This window comes from Bradyrhizobium sp. in8p8, from assembly GCF_000426845.1.
GTDB lineage: Bacteria > Pseudomonadota > Alphaproteobacteria > Rhizobiales > Xanthobacteraceae > Bradyrhizobium > Bradyrhizobium japonicum_C.
Window position 1 is genome coordinate 868893 of record NZ_AUGD01000001.1, and the last position, 20597, is coordinate 889489.

Consider the following 20597-nt stretch of genomic DNA (forward strand, 5'->3'; position numbering starts at 1 on the left):
CGAGCCCGGGCATGACGACCTCTTGTGAACGTTGAATGCGAGCACCCTCCCCCATTGCCGGGGCGAGGGCGCTGCGATTGTCGGATCGAGTGGCTGCGTCTAGTGCGACGTCACCTGCCGGGGAAGCTGGTCCGGCTCGGCGAGCACGCTGCTGGCCGTCGAGGCCTCCAGCGCGGCCATCCGGAACAGATAAGCGAGCGTCATCAGTCCGGAATCCTCCGCCATCTGAGCAAGCTCCAATGCCATGTCGGACATGTAGCCGAGATTCTCGTCCTTGATTTGCACCATGAGCTGGCTGTCCCGCATCATGTTCGACATCTCAGGCACTCTTTCGTTGCGCGGCAGCGAGGCCGCAGAGGTTGGCACGGGCGACGGCATCCAGACGCGGGCCGTCCTGGCGAACGACCGAGGCCATGCCGATCCGATCACGCAGGGCATCGAGCGTTTGCCGACGAATGTCGATGGTCGCCGCCATGGTCCATGCGTTCTCCACCAGAGCCGGCAGGCCAAGCGGCGTCACGACGAACCCGGCTTCGTGAAAGCGCGGCAACCACCAGGTTTCCATGATCGCGCTGACCTGCGCGATCCCCTGATTGAGGCAGAACTCCTGCACCGCCGCCATCAGTTGCGCGTTGAGTGCGCCGTCGCGGCGATCACGAACGACGAAGTAGCGCGACCATTCCCAAATCAGCGGATCGGCGGGGCACCCGCGCATCGACGCCAGATGCGGGAACACCTCGCTCATCATCGACGGCTTGGTCGTCGGGTAGAGCCGGTGACCGCCGACGACGCGGCGCCCTTCCAGCGCCAGCAGATAGACGGTGTCCTCGTCGTCATAGGAATCGATCTCGCGGCCATCCGGCCTGCGCAGAGTCTCCCAGCGACGCTCCTCGACGAAGATGTCGTGACGCAGCCGGAAATGCTGCTCGATCACGTCTTCGTAAAGGTGGCGGTTGATCGCGGAAATTGCGTGAATCATGAAAGCCCCCATTGATCCTCAACGGAGACAGGGTCTGCGAAAAGGCGCAGGTCCGGTATTGGGAAATTTCCCAGTACGGCGCTTAGGGATTGATGATCTTGTTCCGAATCGCCAGCGCCACCGCATGCGTACGGTTGACGGCACCGAGCTTGCGCGCAGCACTAGCAAGATGCTCTTCGGCTGTGCGCTGCGTGATATGCAGGATCTCGCCGATTTCCCAGGCTGACTTCCCCTGCGAGGCCCAGGCGATCACCTCGCGCTCGCGTGGGGTGAGGCGCGCCGGCGAATGCGGCACCGGCTGGAGCAGACGGCGAATGTGGTCGAAGCCATACATCGCCATCAGGTGCAGCGCTGGCTTGCTGCGGGGATTGAGGTCGAGGTGGACGCCGCCGAGCGACACTGCGGCCTCATAGCCGGTGAGCCCGTGGATTGGCACGATGAAGCCGCGCGACATGCGAAACTCGCTGGCGCGATTCATCACCTCGGCCGCGTACGGCTCGAGTTCGGCATCATACGGCGCTTCCGACCATTCGAACGGGTTGATCGATTGCCGGCACAGCCGCACCACCGGATCGAAGCGGTCGTAATTGTTCTGGGTGTAGAGGCTGAACCATCCAGCCGGCCAGCGCTTGGCGAGCACCATTTGTGCAAACTGCTGGTCAGGGTTTGGCAATCCCGTCACGATGATGGTTTCGAAGCCGAAGCGACCGAACGCTGTTTCGAGCGCATTCATGGCGTCAGGTATCTTGCGATAGGTCTCCAGGCCTTCGATGAAGTCGAGCGCCTCCCGGCCATAATCCACGACGGCAGACATCAGTGCGTTTCCTGACCCTCGCTGTCCGCTATAGCACGTATGTGGCAGCTGCCTCAATTCGCTGCACCCGTAGTTTGCCGGTGTTCCTCTGCTCCGAAAGTTTAATCTACTTGTGGAAGAAGCGACGTCAGGTTACACCTGAACGTGTCCGAAGCGGGAAAGCCACGATGCAAGACGAGGACATCGCCCTCAACAGCGTGCTCGGCCTGGAATTGAACCGCGTGTTTTTTGCTGTCCACGCAACGGCAAACAAGCAGAAGATCATCGAGTTTGCGCGCGAGGTGCTGCGAGGCGAGCGCGCAGAGCTGGCCGAAAGCATATTGCCCGAGGGGCCGGCAAGTTAAGCTGCGCCATGCTGTGACGATTGCCGTCAGCGTGAGCGACTCCGCACGTCGATTCAATCGTCGTGCATATATCCGGTCCATCTCACCGGACGACGTCAGTCACGCGCTTTGGGCAAGTGCCAGCTGAACGAACTGGACGGCGGGTCGCCTTCCGTCAATCAGACGAACTGTTTGTGAGATCGATCAGCGCACGGCGGCCGACTGACGTCAGTTCCTCCAAAGCCGTCGTCCCGGAACGGGCTGCTTCCATCAGCCGCGCGGCAATCAGCTTCCTGCTCTCATGATCGCCGCCATGCCTGACGTGACTGAAGGCCGCATCGAGTGCCGCATCCAGCATGGTTTGCATGCGGCCTTCGAACTCGCTCATCCTGTCCCGTCCCGCCTCAGCACTCCGCCTGAGCGCACTTATGGACCTGCGCGGTAAAATCGTATGTTCACAAGTGAACGTACGGCGATTGATTGGGGTTGGTCGCGACCAGCGGAGGAGATCAGCGCGACCGCGCTGCCCCAAAACGGCAGCGAGACGAATAGCTGACCTCAGCTGCTGATAGCTGCACGAAGAAGAGGCAATACAACCGATATCAGCGAGGTTTGTTCCGAGGGTGAGGCGGCAAAATTGCATAAGCTCCCCTCTATGCGGCCCGCCATTCTTTGCTTAGAAAAAATGCCCGGAACCAGGACAGGGCATGACTGAAGGCATCACGAAATCTGCAACCGGCATCGAAGGCTTCGACGATCTCACACTTGGAGGCCTTCCCACCGGACGGCCAACTCTGGTCTGCGGTTCGGCCGGCTGCGGCAAGACATTGTTCGCGTCGACATTCCTCTTCAACGGCGCGCGGCTCCACGACGAGCCTGGGGTCTTCGTAACCTTCGAGGAGCGCCCCGTCGACATCGTGGCCAACGTTGACTCGCTTGGCTTTGATCTACAGGGACTGATCGATCAGTCGCGGATTCACATCGAGCACATCGAAATCGATCCAGCGGAAGTCGCGGAGATCGGCGACTATGATCTCGAGGCCCTTTTCCTGCGGCTTGAATTCGCCGTCGACCAGATCGGCGCCAAGCGCATCGTGCTCGACACGATCGAAAGCCTGTTCTCCGCATTTTCCAACCCAGCGATCCTGCGTGCCGAGATCCGCCGCCTGTTCGACTGGCTCAAGCAGAAGGGCCTGACCGCGGTCATCACCGGCGAGCGCGGCGACGGCAGCCTGACACGTCAGGGCCTGGAGGAATATGTGTCCGACTGCGTGATCCTGCTCGATCACCGTGTCGACAACCAGATCTCGACGCGCCGCCTGCGCATCGTCAAATATCGCGGGACCGCCCACGGCACCAACGAATATCCGTTCCTGATCGACGAGGACGGTTTCAGCGTGCTGCCGGTTTCCTCGCTCGGCCTCGGCCACAAGGTATTCGACGATCGCATCTCGACCGGCGTGCCTGACCTCGACGCCATGCTGACCGGCGGCGGCTTCTATCGCGGCAGCAGCATCCTGCTCACCGGCGTCGCCGGCTCGGGCAAGAGCTCGCTGGCCTGCATGATGGCCAACGCTGCCTGCGAACGTGGCGAGCGCGCACTCTATTTGTCGTTCGAGGAGTCCGAGGCTCAGACCGTTCGCAACATGAAGTCGATCGGCACCGACCTCGGCAAATGGCTGAAGGACGGGCAGTTGCGTTACATCGCGACACGCCCGACGTTCTATTCTCTCGAGATGCATCTCGCGATCATGTTGCGCGAGATCGGCAGGTTCAAGCCGCAGCTCGTCGTGCTCGATCCGATCTCCGCATTTACCGGGTCGGCTGACATCAGCGAGGTTCAGACGATGCTTTTGCGCATCGTCGACTACCTCAAATCCAATGGCGTCACGGCCGTCTTCACCCATCTTGCCAACGTCCAGCAGGCGGAAACCGATGCCGGCCTGTCGTCACTGATGGACGGATGGATCCTGTTGCTAAACCGCGAGGCGAACGGCGAGTTCAACAGAGAGCTCTATCTGCTGAAGGCGCGAGGCATCGCCCATTCCAACCAGGTTCGCGAGTTCGTGATGTCGAGCAGCGGCATTCACCTGCTGGAGCCCTACCTCGGCGAAGGCGGCGCATTGACCGGTTCGGCCCGCCGAAACGAGGAAGCGCGGGCCCGGCGGACAGAAGCGACGAGGCGGTCCGAGGTCGCGCGCCTGCAGGACCAGGTGACGCAGCGGCGGCGGCGTGCCCTCGCGCAGATCGAGGCCCTCAAGGCCGATATTGATGCCGACGAGGCTGAACTCAACCGCCTCGTTTCGGCCGAGACGCATTACCTTCAGCAGAGCCGGGACGACGCCGCAGCACTTGCGCGGGGACGGGGAATGGAAGCCCCCTCCGGCAAGACAAGACAGGACTGAACCATGTCCCAAGCAAGCAACGAGCCCGTGAAGCTCGTCCTCTACGTCGCCGGCGAGACACCCAAATCGCTCGCCGCGATCCGCAATCTCGAAAAGATCTGCTCCGAACATCTGGCAGGCAAGTACAAGGTCGAGGTGGTCGATCTCAAGAAGCAGCCGCAGCTGGCGCGCGAGCACGGCATCGTCGCCATCCCGACCCTGGTGAAGGAGCTTCCGGTCCCCATTCGCAAGATCATCGGGGACCTTTCGGACACCCAGAAGGTTCTAGTTCATCTGTCGGTTGAGGGATGATGACGGTGGTGTCGCTCGTATCCGCGTTGACCCGGGATGAGCTCGAAGCTCGGCTTTATGAAGCCGAGGAGACGCTCCGGGCCATCCGCGAGGGCGAGATCGATGCCGTGGTCATCAAGGGCGGAGCCACCGAACAGGTCTTCACGCTCGAAGGCGGCAGCCAGTCCTACCGCACCTTCATGGAGGCGATGGACATCGGCGCCGCGGCCTTCGACGCCGAGGGCCAGCTGCTCTATGCCAACCAGGCGCTGTGCAAATTGCTGGACCGGCCGGCCGGCGCATTGTCGGGGCAGGCGCTGCTGGACATCCTCGATGCCGTCAATCAGACCACGTTCCGCCGCCTGCTGACACAGGCGTTGAAGGAACGCCAATCCGCCGAAATCCACGTTCGCGTGGGTGACAGCGAGCGCAGCTTTCTCCTCACGGGAGCCCCGATCGATTTCGGCATCGTGAGCGGGGTCGCGATTACCTTCACAGACATCAGCGAACGGGAGCAGATCGCCGCCGCCAAGGAATCGGAGCGGCTGGCGCGGTCCGTGCTCGCCTCGGCCAACGAGGCCGTCATCGTTTGCGACCGCTCCGGCAGGGTCACTCACATCAATGCTGCCGCCGAGCGGATCTGCGCCGAGGCTCCGATCGGAAAGCCGTTCGAGGAGGCGATCGAGCTGACCTTCGCCGATGCGTCCGAGCTGATGTCAGGCGCCGATATCGTCGCGATGGCGACCAGCGGCACGCCGGTTCAGGGACTCGAAGCCGCCGTGAAGACATCGGCGATCGACGTCACGGACGTCATGATCAGCGCAGCGCCGCTCATCGTATCCGGCGACCGGACACAGGGCTGCGTGGTCACGCTGATCAACCTGTCGCAGCGCAAGGCCGCCGAGCGCCGCCAGGCTCTTCTGATGGGCGAGCTCGACCACCGCGTCAAGAACACGCTTGCCATGGTGCTGGCGATCTCGGCCCGCACCGCAGCTCACGAACGTACGATCGAGGACTTCCAGAAATCCTTTTCCGGCCGCATCCAGGCCTTGGCGGCCACCCACACGCTGCTGTCCAACGCGTCCTGGGAGAACCTGCAGATCAAGGATGTGCTTCGCGTCGAGCTTGCGCCCTATGCAACGCTATCCAGCGGACGCATCACCATGGAAGGACTGGACATTTCCGTGGATTCCAAGACGGCCGTCTCCCTTGGGCTCGTCTTCCACGAGCTGACGACCAACGCGGTGAAATACGGCGCGCTTTCGACCCGATCCGGCAAGCTGTCGGTTCGGCGCCTTGGCCTGCTCGAGGACGGCGCCCTGCAGATCGAATGGGAAGAACGCGATGGCCCCCTGGTGACGCCGCCGACGACCTCAGGCTTCGGACAGACCTTGATCTCGCGCAGCCTGGGTAGCGGTCCCAACGGCGGCACGAAGCTCGAATACCGTCCGAGCGGCGTGGTTTGCCAGATCGTGATTCCGAAATACGGCCACTTCCTTTCCTGATACCGCCGCTGACTGCGCCGTTGTCCAGCACTCGCACTGACGGCGTGGGCTTATCACATCCCCCCGGCCGTCCGGCAGAGCCCCGTCACCCCGCCCCTCTCCCCACGAGCGGCAGGGCTATCGCGTATGACGTTCGGAAGAGCATGAGCAAGCGCCTCATCCTTCGAGACGACCGCTTCGCGGTCTCCTCAGGATGAGGCGAAGTGGCACCGCGGCCGCTGAACTGCTGCCGCGCGCGTGGTCCTCACCCTGAGGGCCGGCCGGAGACGGGCGTCTCGAAGGATGGCCGCAGGCGAGTATCCCGCCGCGTGTCCTGTGCGATTGCCCTGCCGCAAGCGGGACGAGGCGCAGAGTTCGAGCTCACTTCATCTTGCACTTCTCGTGGAACCGATCCTGGTTGTTCTCGACGATGGTGGCGACGGTCTTCAGGGCGAGCTGGCCTTCGGCGTCCTTGACGACGTCCTGAAGATAGAAGCTCTGAATCGGAATGTGGTTGTTGCCGAACTTGAAGGCGCCGCGCAGCGACTTGAAGTTGGCCTTCTCCATCTCGGCCTTCATCGCATCTTTCTTGCTGGTGTCGCCCTTCACCGCGACCACCGCACTATTGATCAGCTGCGCCGCGTCGTAGGATTGCGCGCCGTAATAGGTCGGGCGCAGGCCGGGATATTTCTTGCGGTAGTCGGCGACGAAACGCTTGTTCTGCTCGTTGGGGAGATCGTTGACCCATTCCTGCGCGCCGGGAACGCCGAGTGCGTTCTCCTTCTGGAGCGGCAGCGACAGCTCGTCGATGGTGAAAGCGGTGTAGAGCGGCATCGTGCTCTTCAAGCCCGCCTGGGCATATTGATTGAGGAACTGCACGCCGGCAGCTCCCGGGTAGAACACGAAGATCGATTCGGCGCCGGAGGCGCGGGCCTTGGAGAGCTCGGCGGAGAAGTCGAGCTGGCTCGGCCAGACCGTGTACTCCTCGCCCTTGACCTCACCCTTGAACGTGCTCTTGAGGCCGGCGAGCATGTCCTTGCCGGCCGCATAGTTCGGTCCGATGAGGAACACGCTCTTGACGCCCTTCTGGTTCATATAGAGGCCCATGGCGGCCGGCGTCTGATCGTTCTGCCACGAGGTCGAGAACACGTAGGGCGAGCACAGCTCGCCGGCGAGCTGCGACGGGCCGGCATTGGCGGAGATCAGGAATGTCTGCGAGTCCACTGCAGTCTTCAGCGAGGCGAGCAGCACGTTCGACCAGATATAGCCCACGATGAAGTCGACCTTGTCGGACTGCACCAGCTTCTCGGTCTTCTGCTTGCCGACGTCCGGCTTCTGGCCGTCGTCCTCGTAGATCACCTCGACCGGCTTGCCGTCCATCTTGCGGCCGAGATGGTCGAGCGCGAGTTCGAAGGAATTGCGCATATCGTTGCCGATCACGGCGGTCGGGCCGCTGAACGTCGAAACGAAACCGATCTTGATGGTGTCGCCGGCGAATGCCTGATTTGCCAGCACCAGCGCCGCTGCGCCCGCCAGCCAAAATGCCGTCCTCATAACCAACTTCCTCCTTATTATCGGTCCCGGAAACGGGGTGATCGCCGCTCCAAGCCTGTCTCTATTCAACGTAAAATCCGTGGAGCCGCCAATGGCTCAGCGTCCGCCCCTGCACCATATTTCGCCTCAATCGACGATGGCAAGAAATATAATTCTACCCACCTCTGGGACGGCTGCGGCCCTTTTTCGCGCCGGATCGATACAGCAAGCCTATGCGGTCATTGATGACGGCTATTGGACCGCGGCGCCCGATCCGCACTTAAATGAAGGCGTAGAGCAGCAGCGAGATCAAAGGGTGCATCATGGCCGCAACTCCCCATCGCGTCGTCATCGTCGGCGCCGGCTTCGGCGGGCTGGAGGCGACCTACCGGCTTGCGGGCGCACCGGTGCAGATCACGCTGATCGACCGCCGCAACCATCATCTGTTCCAGCCGCTGCTCTACCAGGTCGCGACCGCCTCGCTCGCGACCAGCGAGATCGCCTGGCCGATCCGCCATCTCATGCGGGACCGCCGCGATGTGACGACGCTGTTTGCCACTGTAAGCGGGGTGGATACGGCACGTCGTTGCGTGCTGATCGACGACGGCAGCGAGGTGCCCTACGACACGCTGGTGCTCGCCACCGGCGCGCGGCACGCCTATTTCGGCCACGACGAATGGGAGCAATTTGCGCCCGGTCTGAAGACGCTGGAGGATGCCACCACTCTGCGCCGGCACATCCTGGTGGCGTTCGAGCGCGCCGAGCGCGAGATTGATCCCGCCAAGCGCGCCGCGCAGCTGACCTTCGTCATCGTCGGCGGCGGCCCGACCGGCGTCGAGCTTGCGGGCACCATCGCCGAGATGGCGCATCACACCCTGCCCGGCGATTTCCGCAGCATCGACACGCGCAAGGCGCGCGTGGTGCTGATCGAGGCAGGCCCCCGCGTGCTCGCAGGCTTCCCCGACGATCTCTCGGCCTATGCCCAGGCCTCGCTGGAAAAGATCGGCGTCGAGGTCGTGCTCGGGCAGGCCGTCACCGAGATCAATCGTGACGGGGTCGTATTCGGCGGCAAGCTGCTCGAGGCAAGGACCAGGATCTGGGCCGCCGGCGTGCGCGCTTCCCCCGCGGCCGAATGGCTGGGCGCGCCGAGCGACCGCGCCGGCCGCGTGCAGGTGGAGGCCGATCTCACCATTCCCGGCCATCCCGAGATCTTTGCGATCGGCGATACCGTCAGCATCAACGCCTGGAATGGCAAGCCGGTGCCGGGCATTGCCCCTGCCGCCAAGCAGCAGGGCCGCCATGTCGCCGAGACCATCAGAGCGCGCCTGCGCCGTGCTGCGACCGGCCCCTTCCGCTACAAGCACGCCGGCAGCCTCGCCCAGATCGGCAAGCGTCTCGCCGTGATCGATTTCGGCCGCGTCAAGCTGCGCGGCGCCATCGCATGGTGGATCTGGGGCATCGCCCACATCTACTTCCTGATCGGCCTCCGCCACCGCCTGAGCGTTGCGCTCAGCTGGCTCTGGATCTACGCCCGGGATCAGCGCGCCGCGCGACTGATCACGCAGGGGAGCAGCAAGGTGGTGTAGCCCTCTTCCCTTTCTCCCTTGCGGGAGAAGGTGCAGGAGCGCTCGCTGACCCTACTTCACCAATTCACACCCGCCCTCCGCCAGCGGGCGGAACGCCTGTTCTGCGGGAATGGTCGAGACCAGCTTGTAATAGTCGTAGGGATATTTCGACTCCTCCGGCTTCTTCACCTCGAACAGGTACATAGGATGCACGACGCGGCCGTCCTGGCGGATGGTGGTATCGCCGAACAACTTGTCCCTGCCTTTGAACTTCTTCATCTCGGGCACGACGTTCCTGGCGTTGTCGCTGCCGGTCGCCGCAACCGCGTTGAGATAGGCCAGGGTGGAGGCATAGACGCCGGCCTGGTTGCCGCTCGGCATCTTGCCGTTCATGCCGGGACGCGCGGCGAAGCGCCTGGCGAACGCACGGGTGTCCTCGTTCATGTCCCAATAGAAGGCCTCCATCAGCTGCAGGCCCTGCGCGACCTTGATTCCCATGCCGTGAATGTCGTTGATGAAGAGCAGGAAGGCGACGAGCTTCTGCCCGTTCTGCTGGATGCCGAATTCGGCGGCCTGCTTCACGGCGTTGATGGTGTCGCCGCCGGCGTTGGCAAGGCCGATCACCTGCGCCTTCGAGCCCTGCGCCTGCAGCAGGAAGGAGGCGAAGTCGGAGGTGCCGAGCGGATGCTTGGAGGAGCCCACCACCTTGCCGCCGTGGCCCTCGATGTATTTCTGCGCCTCCGCCTCGATGCCCTTGCCGAGCGCATAATCGACCGTGAGGAAGTACCAGTCCTTGCCGCCGCGCGACATCATCGCCGCGGCGGTGGTGTTGCCGGTTGCCCAGGCGTCGTTGACCCATTGGATGGTGTTTGGCGAACAGGCCTTGCCGGTGAGATCCGAGCTTGCAGTCGAGGACGCCAGGAAGGTCATGCGGCTGTCGCGCAGGAGCGCATTGATGGAGAGGCCGACGGCCGAGTTCGGCACGTCGACGATGGCATCGACGCCTTCGACGTCGAGCCATTTGCGCGCGATGGCGTTGCCGACATCGGCCTTGTTCTGGTGATCGGCGTAGACGATCTCCACCTTGATGCCCTTGCCGCCGCCTTTGAAGTCTTCGGCCGCCATGCGCGCGGCCTCGACCGAGCCCATGCCGTTGGTGTCCTGGAAGATGCCCGAGATGTCGTTGAGCACGCCGATGCGAACGACATTGTCGGAAATCTCGGCGCTCGCCGCGCCGGACAACAGGCTCGCGGCCAGCGCAAGCGTCCACTTCAGATGTTTCATTCTTCCCTCCCTGTTGGATATCTTGCAGCGCCGGTCGTTGCCGGCATCTTGAAAATCAGACGGAGCGGCAGGTCAGACCTGCCGCTCCGGCAGCTTGACGACGAGCCCATCGAGATCGGGCGTGATCGTGATCTGGCAGGACAGCCGGCTGGTCGGTCGCCGCTCAGCGGCGGTGCCGTCGAGCAGCGCATCCTCGTCGCCGGCCATCGCAGGCAGTCGCGCGAGCCAGCTCTCGTCGACATAGACGTGGCAGGTCGCGCACATCGCGTTGCCGCCGCATTCGGCCAGAATGCCGTCGAGGCCGTGACGGGTCGCGGCCTGCATGACGCTCTCGCCGCCCGCGGTCTCGACGCGGTCGGACTTGCCGTCGGGATGGATGAAGGTGATGGCAGGCATCAAAGCTCCTCGTCAGGCCGGGGTGATCGTCACAGGCAGGCTGTCGAGCCCACGCAGCGTGTTGTTGAAGCGGCGCTTTGGCTCACCCGTGATCTCGATCTTCGCGATGCGCCTGGCCAGTGCCGTCAGCATCACCTCGCCTTCGAGGCGCGCGACGAGCTGCCCGACGCACATGTGAATGCCGGAGCCGAAGCCGACATGGCCGGAGGTGCGGCGCGTGATGTCGTAGCTGTCCGGTCTGTCCCAGCGGCGGGGATCGCGGTTGGCAGCGGCAAGGAACATCAGTACCTTCTCGCCCTCGCCGATTTTCGCACCTGACAGCTCGACCTCCCGCGTGGTGGTGCGGAAGAAGGTCTGCACCGGGCTTTCGAACCGCACGGCTTCTTCGAACGCGCCGCGCGCGAGCGAGGGGTCGTCGCGCAGCCGACTCCATTGGTCCGGGAACCGGGCGAGGCAGTACACGGCAGCGCCGATGCCGTTGACGGTGGTATCGAGGCCGGCCGACAGCAGCGAGCGCACCAGCAGCGGCGCTTCGTTGGCCGTGATGGCGCCCTCGTCGACCTGCGCATGGATGCAGGCGCCGAAGCCGCCGGGCGCCAGATTCTCGCGCTGGCACTGCTCGGCGACGTAGGCCTGATGCGGCGCCGATCGTTCGATCGCCTCCTGGCGCAGCCGGTTGGGCGGGCCGAACGCGTTGAACACCACACTGGCATAGGGAATCAGGTGCTCACGCCCCTCCGGTTTCAGGCCGAGCGCATCCGGGAAGATCGAGAGCGGGTAGGCCTCCGCGAGATCCGCGATCGCATCGAAGTTGCGCATCTGCAGCAGGGCATCGACACGCGCCTCGGCCGCCTCGGCAAAGCGGTCACGGACCTGCTTCATCACGGTCGGCGACAACACTTTTGACAGGACGGCGCGGGTGCGGGTGTGCGCGGGCGGATCGGCCTCGAGGATCAGGCTCGGCGGTCGCCAGGGCGTCTCCTTCTTGAAGTCGGACAGGCCGACACCGCGGCTGGAGCAGAAGGTCGCGGGGTCGTTCAAGACGGCATGGACCTCGGCATAGCGCGCCACGCCGTAGACGTTCCATTTGTCGAGATACACCACGGGCCCGGCTTCCCGCAGCAGCTCATGTGCCGGATAGGGGTCGGCAAGAAACCTCATGTCGAAAGGATCGACGTCGAGATGCGGGACGCCCGATCCCGCGGCGCCGGATGCGGTCATGGAAGGTCTCCCTCATTTTGATCTTGTGAAAGGGTGGTGCATGCCCTTAGGTCTTTGCGCCCGCCGCGAGTCAGAAACCCGATATGCCGCCGTCTTCGACCAGAGCCCGCCACAAGCCCACGCCCACAGATGCGAGACCGACGCTCGATCTCGACCGCTACGTGCCAGCGTTCATCACCTTCATCGCCAACAAGCTTTCGAACAGCGCGACGGCGTTCTATCAGAAGCAATTCGGTGTCAACGTCACGGAATGGCGGATCATGTCGCTGCTTGCGATCGAGCCCGGCATTCCCGCCTCGCGCATCTGCCACGTCATCGGCTTCGACAAGGGACCGGTGAGCAGGACGCTCACGGGGCTCGAGAAGCGCGGGCTGGTCTCGATCCGCACCGATCCGAACGACGGCCGCACCCATTCGATCTCGCTCACCGCGAAGGGCCGCACCACGCATGACAGGGTGATCGTCGCCGCGCTCGAACGTGAGCGCCGCCTGTTGTCCTGCCTCAGCAAGGACGAGCGCGAGGTGCTGATCGATCTCTTGCGGCGGCTGCACGAAAATCTCGGCGCGGTCACCGGCGGCACTGGGGCCTGACGGGCCGCGCCTCGGGCGCCACCTTCGGTCACATCCAGGCATGCGCCGGCGCCTGCCGACGGCACCACGCGGGCCGAGCATCGTTTCCTCCAGGATTGGGACGCGGCAGTTTCCCCGCCGTCATCGCTGGCTGGAACGGTTCGCACAAATTAGTTGCTTAGGCAACAAAAGAATCAGAAATATATTGCGGCAGGGTGGCTGGCGTGTTCTGCGGGCCGCTTGCCCTATCTTCCGTCATTGCGAGCCAACGGGTCCGCGCGAAGCGCGGCCCGATGACAGGATCCGCGAAGCAATCCAGAATCCTTCCGCGGGGACGAATCTGCTTCGTCGCAGGAGCCCCTCGCAATGACGGCGTGGAAGGAGCTTTGCCCGAAGTGACTTAGCTGCAGCCGATCCACTCGCCCGATGCGTCGTCGTTCAACCGCGCCACCGCATCGGCGCGCCGCGTCAGCACGGCGCGCTGGTTGATATAACCTTTGTCGGTGATCTCGCCGCCGTCGACGGATGGCGGCTCGGCGAGCAACAGAGCGCGCGTGGCGTGGCCGGAGGAGTTGGGGGCCTGCTGCTGCAGTTTCGCCAGGCCTTGCGCGACTGCATCCCTGACCCGCTCATGCGCCAGTACGTCACTCACATCAGCCGTCTCCGGCAGCCCGGCATGGGCGCGGCACGCCGCGATATTCGAAAACACCAGAAAGCGCACCTCGTCGCCGCCGTGGCCGGACACCACAATGTCCTGCGCCAGCGGCGCCAGCGCGGCGATGCCTGCGATGCGCAGCGTGCCGACGCTGACCCAGGTGCCCGAATTGAGCTTGAAGTCCTCCGCGACGCGGCCGTCGAAGAACAGGCCGCGCTCGGGCCGCGCGCTATCGGCAAGTTTCACGGCATCGCCGATGAGATAAAAGCCTTCGTCATCGAACGCCTGCTTCGTCAACTCCGGCGCCTTCCAATAGCCCGGCGTGACGTTGGGACCGCGCACCCGCACCTCCAGCTTGTCGCCGGAGGTGACCAGCTTCAGCTCGGTGCCGGGAATCGGCACGCCGATATTGCCGGAACGTTCGGCCAGGAAATGGCAGTCCGTCGCGAGCGGCGAGGTCTCCGTCGAGCCCCAGGCCGAAACCATCGGCAACGCACGGCCGACGGTCTCGATGGAAAGCTGCTCAAGAGCATCCCAGAGATTCTGCGGCAGCGCCGCGCCGGCATAGAAGGCGAATTTCACCTCGCCGAAGAAGCGGCGGCGCAATTCCTCGTCGCTTCGCAGCGCCGCGATCAGCATGTCGAAGCCGCGCGGCACGTTGAAATAGACCGTCGGCATCACGCTCTTCAGATTGGCGAGTGACATCGCGAACAGGCCGGGAGCAGGCTTGCCGCCGTCGATATAGAGTGAGCCGCCGTTGCGCAGCACGAGATTGAAATTGTGGTTGGCGCCGAAGGTGTGACTCCAGGGCAGCCAGTCGAGAATGACGAGATTGCCGCGGCTCTCTTCGAGGAAGGTCCAGGTCTGCGCCTTGGCCTGCTGGCTGGAGGTCAGCATGCGCTGGGTGTTGATGACCGCCTTGGGCGTGCCGGTCGAACCCGAGGTGAACAGGAACTTTGCGATCGTGTCCGGCGTCACCGCGGCAAAGGCCTTTGCGACCTCGGACGTCTCTGGCGATTCCACAATGGTGCGGAAGGACAGCGAATCGGCGTCCTTGTCATGGCCGCTGATGATCTGGGCCGTGTGCAGCGGCCTGATCGCGGCCAGCGCCGCTGCGAAAGGCTTGGTTGCGGAAACATAGATCGCGCCCGGCTCGAGCAATGCGATCATGCTCTTGAGCTTGTCGAAGTCTTTCGACATCAGCGAATAGGCGGGCGAGATCGCGGCCGAGGGAACGCCCACTTGCTGGGCGGCAAGCGCGAGCAACGCGTGGTCGATACTGTTGTCGGAGAGGATCACGAGCGGGCGTTCGGCGCTGAGGCCCTGCGCCAGCATCCACGACGCCGCCGCGCGCACCTGCCGCAGCGCCTGCGCGTAGGTGACGGTGATCCAGGGCGCCTCGACACCGCCACGTTCGGCCAGGAAGATCGTATCCGGCGTTTGCCGCGCCCACTGCTCCAGCCAGTCGCCGATGCAACGCGCGCTCGCGCGCAGTGGCTCGGGCGAGCGCAGCACGATACTGCCGTCGGCGCGATGCTCTGCAACGGTCCTTGGTGTTGCGAACAGGCCTGCAACGTCACCGTCTGGGACGACCGTCATGTGTTTCCTCCTCCGCCCGGATACGGGTCCGGCCGCAGCCTCGTTCGGGCCGCTTTCCATAATGTTGGGCACGGCAATTGTTGTCGTCAACAACAATCTTTCTCTCGGGACCACGAGGCGTTAGGGTCGCGCGACAGGAGACACCGACGTGACAGCCAGCGTAGCCCGGGCGGACAATCGCCCTTCCCCTCGCAAGCGTGCCGGCAATGGTGCGGCGGCTCGCGATGCCGCCGACGGCGTCGGCCTCGACGCGCTGGCCGGCCACGCCGGCTATGCGGTGCGGCGCTTCCAGATCTGGATCTTCCAGGACTTCATCAAGACGCTCGGCGAGGTGGACATCCGGCCGACGCAATATTCGGTGCTGACGGTGATCGGCGCCAATCCAGGACTGTCGCAGATGGCCGTGGCAAAGCGGCTCGGCATCGAGCGCGCCCGACTGGTGCATCTGCTCGACAGCCTCGAACAGCGGAAGCTGGTGAAGCGGATCAAGTCGAAGACGGACCGGCGCTCCCACGCCTTGCACCTCACCGCGCAGGGCGAGACCGCGCTGGCGAAGTTCAAGCGGCTCGCGGCCGAGCACGAGCGCCACGTCGAGGCGAAGATAGGCCGGGAGAACCGACAACACCTGCTCAGGATCCTCGCCGACTTCACCTGACCCAATCTGCTCATAATTTAAGCAGATGCGCATGGCCGCGGGTTGACGCGCGCTCTCCAAGCGAGACGCAAGCTACTCAGAAAACTACAGTTTTGGGATCGCGCGGCCGTCGTTGATCCTGTACACAATGGCACATCGCTTGCTTCCCTCGGGCGAGGACAGATTGCCGGAGTTTTGTCGCCATGGGGGCTGAGCAGCCTGAAACGATTGCCGCGATTGTGGCCGCGCATCGCGCGGGGACGCGGACGCCGGCAGAGACGGTAGCGCGGACTTATCAGCGCATCCGCGACCACGGCGACCCAGCAATCTTCATCAGCCTGCGCGACGAGAAGGACGCGATCGCGGACGCCGAGAGACTGGCCACGGCGGATGCTGCGCGTCTGCCGCTCTACGGCGTGCCGGTCGCGGTGAAGGACAATATCGACGCGCTGGGCTTTCCGACCACAGCGGCCTGCCCGGCCTTCTCCTACTCGCCGGCACGCGACTCGACCGCCGTGGCGCGCCTGCGTGCCGCCGGCGCCATCATCATCGGCAAGACCAATCTCGACCAGTTCGCGACCGGGCTTGTCGGGGTGCGCTCACCCTACGGCATCCCGAGAAACCCGATCCGTGACGATCTCGTTCCCGGCGGCTCGAGCTCGGGCTCCGCGGTCGCCGTCGGCGCCGGGCTCGTGCCGCTTTCGCTCGGCACCGACACCGCCGGCTCGGGCCGCGTGCCGGCAATGCTCAACAACATCGTCGGGCTGAAGCCGAGCCTCGGCATGATCTCCAATGCGGGCCTGGTGCCGGCCTGCCGCACGCTCGACTGCATCTCGGTGTTCGCACTGACGGTGGACGACGCTGCCCTCGCGCTGTCGGTGATGGCCGGACCTGACCCGGCGGATCCGTTCTCGCGCGACCGGCCGCTCGGTGCCCTCACGCCGTTGCCTGCGAGCTTGCGTCTGGGCGTGCCGCGCAACGGGCAGCTGATCTTCTTCGGCGACAAGGAATCGGAAGCCGCTTACGCCGATGCGCTGAAGCGATGCACTGCGCTTGGCGCCACGCTGGTCGAATTCGACCTCGAGCCGTTCTACGAGACCGCGCGGCTGCTCTATGAGGGACCGTGGGTCGCGGAGCGCTATCTCGTGATCAAGGATCTGCTCGCCTCCGCGCCCGATGCCATCCATCCCGTGACGCGCGAGATCACCGCGGCCGGCGCGCGACTGACCGCGGCGGAGACCTTTTCCGCGCTATACCGCCTGCAAGGCTTGCGCAAGATTGCCGAGCGGACGTTTGCAGGCATCGACGCGCTGGTGCTGCCGACCGCGCCGACGGCCTATACGACCGCGCAGGTCCTGGCCAATCCGATCGAGCTCAACAGCCGGCTCGGCACCTACACCAATTTCGTCAACCTGCTCGACCTCTGCGGCCTCGCGGTGCCGGCGGCTATGCGCGCGGACGGCATCCCGTTCGGCGTCACGCTGCTCGCGCCCGCAGGACGCGATGCGATGCTGGCGAGCATCGGCCGCGCGTTCCATGCCGATACGAAGCTGACCATCGGCGCAAAGGGTGCGGCGCAGCCCCCGCTCGCAGCGCTCGCCACCAGCACCGGCGACGACATACCGATCGCAGTCGTCGGCGCGCATCTGTCCGGCATGGCGCTCAACGGCGAATTGACCGCACTGAACGGACGCCTGATCGAGGCGACGAAGACGGCCCCCGACTACAAGCTCTACGCACTCAAGACTACACCGCCAAAACCGGGCATGCTGCGCGTCGCAGCCGGCAAGGGCGCCGCCATCGATCTGGAGATCTGGTCGCTGTCGCCGTCCGCCTTCGGCAGGTTCGTCAGCGCGATCCCCGCACCGATGGCGATCGGCACGGTGCGCCTTGCGGATGGGCGCCCGGTGAAGGGGTTTCTCGTCGAGCCCGAAGCGCTGGGCGACGCCCGCGAAATCACCGCTTACGGCGGCTGGCGCGCCTACATGGCGGAAGCCGCGACGGCGTAGAAGACAGTTGCGATCTCACGCCGATTTGCGCCAGGCGGCTTCGTTCTTCTTCTCGTAATCGTCGAATGCCTTGACGAGGCCCGACAGCACCTCGGCCGACGTCTCGAACATGGCAGTGAGCTGCGGCTCGTCGACCTTGCGGATGTCTTCGCGCAGATGCGTCACGGTCTCCTGCAGACGTTGCTTCATTTTCTGGGTGTGATGCCGGGGATCTTTCTCGGACGACGCCATGATGCTTCTCCTCATCGGATCGATGGGAGCAAACGATCGCCGCAAAGCCGGGTTCCCGACGGGAGAGCTCGCTCCTTCACCTCCTGGTGAACGCATAACCATCAAACCGAAACGGCGTAGATCTCATACTCGCCGCGCACCAGTTCGATATGCGCGCGCATCGCGGCGGCCGCACCCTGCTTGTCGCCGCGCATGATGGCGACGACGACGCGGTCGTGCTCGGCCTGCGATTTCGCCAATCGACCGAGATTGCGGAATTGGGCGCGGCGGAACGGCTGCACGCGCACGCGTGTCGCCAACGTGATCTCGGCGATGTAGCCGTTCTGCGAACCGGCATAGATCGCGTTGTGGAAGCGTTCGTTGACCTCGTGGAAGCGATCGGGATTGCCGGCGTAGCTCAGCACCCGCAGCTCCTCGTGGATGGCTTCCAGGCCGTGGCGCTCGGCCGCCGACATGCGTTCGGCGGCAAGGCCTGCGCACAATGCCTCGAGCTCGGCCATCGCCTCGAACATGCTCTTGAGCCGCGCGATGGATGGCCGCGCCACCACCGCGCCGCGATGGGGCCGCGCCTCGACCAGCCCGCTCGCCACGAGCTGGCGCAGCGCCTCGCGGACCGGCGTCCGCGAGACACTGAAGCGGCGCGCGATGTCGGTCTCGTCGAGCGGCGCACCCGGCGCCAGCGCTCCCCGCACGATCTCGTCGGCAAGCTGCAGGCGCAGTTCCTCGGCGCGCGTGACCTTCTGCAGCGACGGCAACGCCCGGTCAACGCGCGGCACTACCGGCTCTGACGGTAGTGTTCCCCGCGGAAGATCATCAAGCGTCATGCGGTCTCTTTCGGCTCGTCGATCATGCTGACATGGGCGGCGACGACCCGCCATCCCTCCGGAAAGCGTATCCAGGTCTGCATCTGCCGGCCGACCTTGCCGGGCGCCGTGTCGCGATAGAACAGGGTGGAGGCCACGGCCGTGTCGCGGCCATAGCTGCTGATGACGGTCTTTGCGGTGCGCCGATTCAGCCCGACGGGGGAGCGGGCGGCGCGGAAGCCTGAGATCGCCTCGTAGCCATAAAGGTTCTCGCCGATGCCATAGCGCAGCGTGCGGGGATCGTTGCGGAAGAGCTCACCGAGCACAGCGACGTCGTTGCTGACGAGGGCCTGCTCATAGCGTTCGAACGCGGCTTTGACTTCCGCGATCACGTCGGGGAGATCAATCTCCATCTCAAAATCCTCTCAAAGTCCCCTCGGCGCGGGCGCGGCGGCTACGCCCATCTTTTCCAGCGTGTGGGCGACGCGCAACGCGATGTCCTCTCGCCAGGGCGCGGCGATGATCTGCACGCCGATCGGCAGCGGTTCGAGCGGCACCGGCACGGCGACGACAGGGAGGCCGACGAACGAGATCGGCTGCGTGTGGATGCCGATATTGGCACGCACCGGCAGCTCGACGCCGTCGAGATTGAAATTGACCTGGCCGAGCTTCGGCGCGGTGCAGGGCGTCGCCGGCGCAAGCAGCACGTCGACGGACTTGAAGATCTCGGCAAGCTGCGCGCGATACCAGCGGCGAAACTTTTGCGCGCGATCGACCATTGGGGCGGGCACCATGGCGCCCGCGATCAGCCGGTCACGTACCGCCGGATCGAAATCGTTCGGACGCTTGCGGAGGCGATCGAGATGCAGCGAAGCACCTTCGGTCGTGGTGATGACATAGGCCGCCGCGCGGGCACGCGAAGCTTCCGGGATATCGACCACCTGCGTTGCGCCAAGCGCCTTGGCAACGCGGCCGATCGCCTCCACCGCTTCCGGAAACACGTTCTTCTGGAAGTGGCCGCCGGCGATGGCAATGCGCAAGTCCGAGATGGGATTGGTGATCAAAGGCAGCGTCGGCTCGAGGCCGCGCGTCGTGCAGGCGCTGTCCTCCGCGTCCGGCCCCTGCATCGCATCATAGGCGAGCGCGAGATCGGCGGCCGAGCGCGCGAACGGGCCGAGATGATCGAGGCTCGCCACGAACGGGAACGAGCGCGCCCGCGACAGCCGGCCATAGGTCGGCTTCAGGCCAAAGATGCCGCAGAAGGAGGACGGCACGCGGATCGAGCCGTTGGTGTCCGATCCGAGCGCGATCGGCACCAGCGCGCCACCGACGGCGCTGCCCGAACCGCCGGAGGAGCCGCCGCTCATCCGCGTCGTGTCGTGCGGGTTGCGCGAGGGCCCGTCGTGGATGTTCTCGCCGGTGAAGTCGTAGGCATATTCGCCCATGTTGAGGGCGCCGACGAGAACAGCTCCGGCCGCTTCCATGCGCTCGATCAGCGTGGCATCGCGCTTGGCGGGCGCGAGGTCGCGGTTGATCTTGGAGCCGGCCCTCGTCGGCAGACCAGCGACGTCGAACAGGTTCTTCACCGCGAACGGCACGCCGGCGAGCGGGCCGACTGTCTTGCCCGCTGCGATATCCGCATCGATCGCGCGGGCTTTCGCGCGGGCGCGATCGGCAGTGACGTCGGTGAAGGAATTAAGGACACCATCATGCTGCTTGATGCGCGCAAGCGCGGCTTCGGTGGCGTCGAGCGCCGACATCTTGCCGCCGGCAACCGCGCTGGCGATCTCGGAGGCTGTCATTTCCGGCTTTGTGGTCATGGC

Annotated in this window: 21 protein-coding genes; 8 read left to right on the forward strand and 13 right to left on the reverse strand. The window is 64.6% G+C overall.

Going from position 1 to position 20597, the window contains the following annotated elements:
• Positions 1-99: 99 nt before the first annotated feature.
• The 3 genes from K408_RS0104200 to K408_RS0104210 form a co-directional block, all read right to left on the reverse strand.
• Entirely contained in the window at positions 100-318 is a 219-nt protein-coding gene (locus K408_RS0104200; RefSeq protein ID WP_024337068.1) for a hypothetical protein, read from the reverse strand.
• A gap of 1 nt (position 319) precedes the next feature.
• A complete protein-coding gene (locus K408_RS0104205; protein ID WP_024337067.1) occupies positions 320-979 on the reverse strand; it encodes an acyl-homoserine-lactone synthase in 660 nt (219 codons plus the stop codon).
• An 82-nt stretch (positions 980-1061) separates the two neighbouring features.
• Positions 1062-1793: a helix-turn-helix transcriptional regulator gene (locus K408_RS0104210; protein ID WP_024337066.1), complete on the reverse strand. Its 732-nt coding sequence runs from the start codon at positions 1791-1793 to the stop codon at positions 1062-1064.
• 167 nt (positions 1794-1960) lie between these two features.
• On the opposite strand from K408_RS0104210, the gene K408_RS41890 reads away from it, so the two are divergent.
• A complete protein-coding gene (locus K408_RS41890; RefSeq protein WP_035697786.1) occupies positions 1961-2137 on the forward strand; it encodes a hypothetical protein in 177 nt (58 codons plus the stop codon).
• 154 nt (positions 2138-2291) lie between these two features.
• Here K408_RS41890 and K408_RS0104220 read toward each other — a convergent pair whose 3' ends face one another.
• A complete protein-coding gene (locus K408_RS0104220; protein ID WP_024337065.1) occupies positions 2292-2504 on the reverse strand; it encodes a hypothetical protein in 213 nt (70 codons plus the stop codon).
• A 319-nt stretch (positions 2505-2823) separates the two neighbouring features.
• Between K408_RS0104220 and kaiC the strand changes: the two genes are divergently transcribed.
• From kaiC to K408_RS0104235, 3 genes are read left to right on the forward strand one after another with little or no spacing between them, the layout of a single operon-like run.
• Positions 2824-4521: a circadian clock protein KaiC gene (gene kaiC, locus K408_RS0104225; protein WP_024337064.1), complete on the forward strand. Its 1698-nt coding sequence runs from the start codon at positions 2824-2826 to the stop codon at positions 4519-4521.
• 3 nt (positions 4522-4524) lie between these two features.
• Positions 4525-4812 (forward strand): circadian clock KaiB family protein, encoded by a 288-nt coding sequence (locus K408_RS0104230; RefSeq protein ID WP_024337063.1) that lies wholly within the window; start codon positions 4525-4527, stop codon positions 4810-4812.
• Complete coding sequence (locus tag K408_RS0104235; protein WP_063828462.1) at positions 4812-6296, forward strand: sensor histidine kinase; 1485 nt, start codon at positions 4812-4814, stop codon at positions 6294-6296. The genes K408_RS0104230 and K408_RS0104235 overlap by 1 nt, the downstream gene beginning before the upstream one ends.
• A gap of 360 nt (positions 6297-6656) precedes the next feature.
• Here K408_RS0104235 and K408_RS0104240 read toward each other — a convergent pair whose 3' ends face one another.
• The gene (locus K408_RS0104240) at positions 6657-7829 is read right to left on the reverse strand and encodes an ABC transporter substrate-binding protein (protein WP_024337061.1); all 1173 of its coding nucleotides are present in this window, start codon (positions 7827-7829) and stop codon (positions 6657-6659) included.
• 302 nt (positions 7830-8131) lie between these two features.
• On the opposite strand from K408_RS0104240, the gene K408_RS0104245 reads away from it, so the two are divergent.
• Positions 8132-9394 (forward strand): NAD(P)/FAD-dependent oxidoreductase, encoded by a 1263-nt coding sequence (locus tag K408_RS0104245; RefSeq protein WP_024337060.1) that lies wholly within the window; start codon positions 8132-8134, stop codon positions 9392-9394.
• 51 nt (positions 9395-9445) lie between these two features.
• Here K408_RS0104245 and K408_RS0104250 read toward each other — a convergent pair whose 3' ends face one another.
• The 3 genes from K408_RS0104250 to K408_RS0104260 all read right to left on the reverse strand — a co-directional run bounded on the left by K408_RS0104250 (position 9446) and on the right by K408_RS0104260 (position 12274).
• A complete protein-coding gene (locus K408_RS0104250; protein ID WP_024337059.1) occupies positions 9446-10657 on the reverse strand; it encodes an ABC transporter substrate-binding protein in 1212 nt (403 codons plus the stop codon).
• A 72-nt stretch (positions 10658-10729) separates the two neighbouring features.
• On the reverse strand, positions 10730-11053 hold the full coding sequence (locus K408_RS0104255; RefSeq protein WP_024337058.1) for a 2Fe-2S iron-sulfur cluster-binding protein: 324 nt from the start codon (positions 11051-11053) through the stop codon (positions 10730-10732).
• A gap of 12 nt (positions 11054-11065) precedes the next feature.
• Positions 11066-12274: a cytochrome P450 gene (locus tag K408_RS0104260; RefSeq protein ID WP_024337057.1), complete on the reverse strand. Its 1209-nt coding sequence runs from the start codon at positions 12272-12274 to the stop codon at positions 11066-11068.
• A gap of 83 nt (positions 12275-12357) precedes the next feature.
• Here K408_RS0104260 and K408_RS0104265 point away from each other — a divergent pair, with 83 nt between their 5' ends.
• Complete coding sequence (locus tag K408_RS0104265) at positions 12358-12864, forward strand: MarR family winged helix-turn-helix transcriptional regulator (protein ID WP_024337056.1); 507 nt, start codon at positions 12358-12360, stop codon at positions 12862-12864.
• Positions 12865-13243: 379 nt separating this feature from the next.
• Here the strand turns inward: K408_RS0104265 and K408_RS0104270 are convergent, their stop codons facing one another.
• Positions 13244-15097 (reverse strand): feruloyl-CoA synthase, encoded by a 1854-nt coding sequence (locus K408_RS0104270; protein WP_024337055.1) that lies wholly within the window; start codon positions 15095-15097, stop codon positions 13244-13246.
• A gap of 148 nt (positions 15098-15245) precedes the next feature.
• On the opposite strand from K408_RS0104270, the gene K408_RS0104275 reads away from it, so the two are divergent.
• Together K408_RS0104275 and atzF are read left to right on the forward strand one after the other, a co-directional pair.
• Positions 15246-15752, forward strand: a complete 507-nt coding sequence (locus tag K408_RS0104275; RefSeq protein ID WP_024337054.1) for a MarR family winged helix-turn-helix transcriptional regulator — start codon at positions 15246-15248, stop codon at positions 15750-15752.
• A gap of 182 nt (positions 15753-15934) precedes the next feature.
• Positions 15935-17740 (forward strand): allophanate hydrolase, encoded by a 1806-nt coding sequence (gene atzF / locus K408_RS0104280; RefSeq protein WP_024337053.1) that lies wholly within the window; start codon positions 15935-15937, stop codon positions 17738-17740.
• A gap of 15 nt (positions 17741-17755) precedes the next feature.
• Here atzF and K408_RS0104285 read toward each other — a convergent pair whose 3' ends face one another.
• The 4 genes from K408_RS0104285 to K408_RS0104300 form a co-directional block, all read right to left on the reverse strand.
• Entirely contained in the window at positions 17756-17971 is a 216-nt protein-coding gene (locus tag K408_RS0104285; protein ID WP_029673845.1) for a hypothetical protein, read from the reverse strand.
• Between the two features lie 101 nt (positions 17972-18072).
• On the reverse strand, positions 18073-18795 hold the full coding sequence (locus K408_RS0104290; RefSeq protein ID WP_024337051.1) for a GntR family transcriptional regulator: 723 nt from the start codon (positions 18793-18795) through the stop codon (positions 18073-18075).
• On the reverse strand, positions 18792-19187 hold the full coding sequence (gene hpxZ, locus K408_RS0104295; RefSeq protein WP_024337050.1) for an oxalurate catabolism protein HpxZ: 396 nt from the start codon (positions 19185-19187) through the stop codon (positions 18792-18794). The genes K408_RS0104290 and hpxZ overlap by 4 nt, the downstream gene beginning before the upstream one ends.
• Positions 19188-19199: 12 nt before the next feature.
• On the reverse strand, positions 19200-20594 hold the full coding sequence (locus K408_RS0104300) for an AtzE family amidohydrolase (protein ID WP_024337049.1): 1395 nt from the start codon (positions 20592-20594) through the stop codon (positions 19200-19202).
• Positions 20595-20597 lie beyond the last annotated feature (3 nt).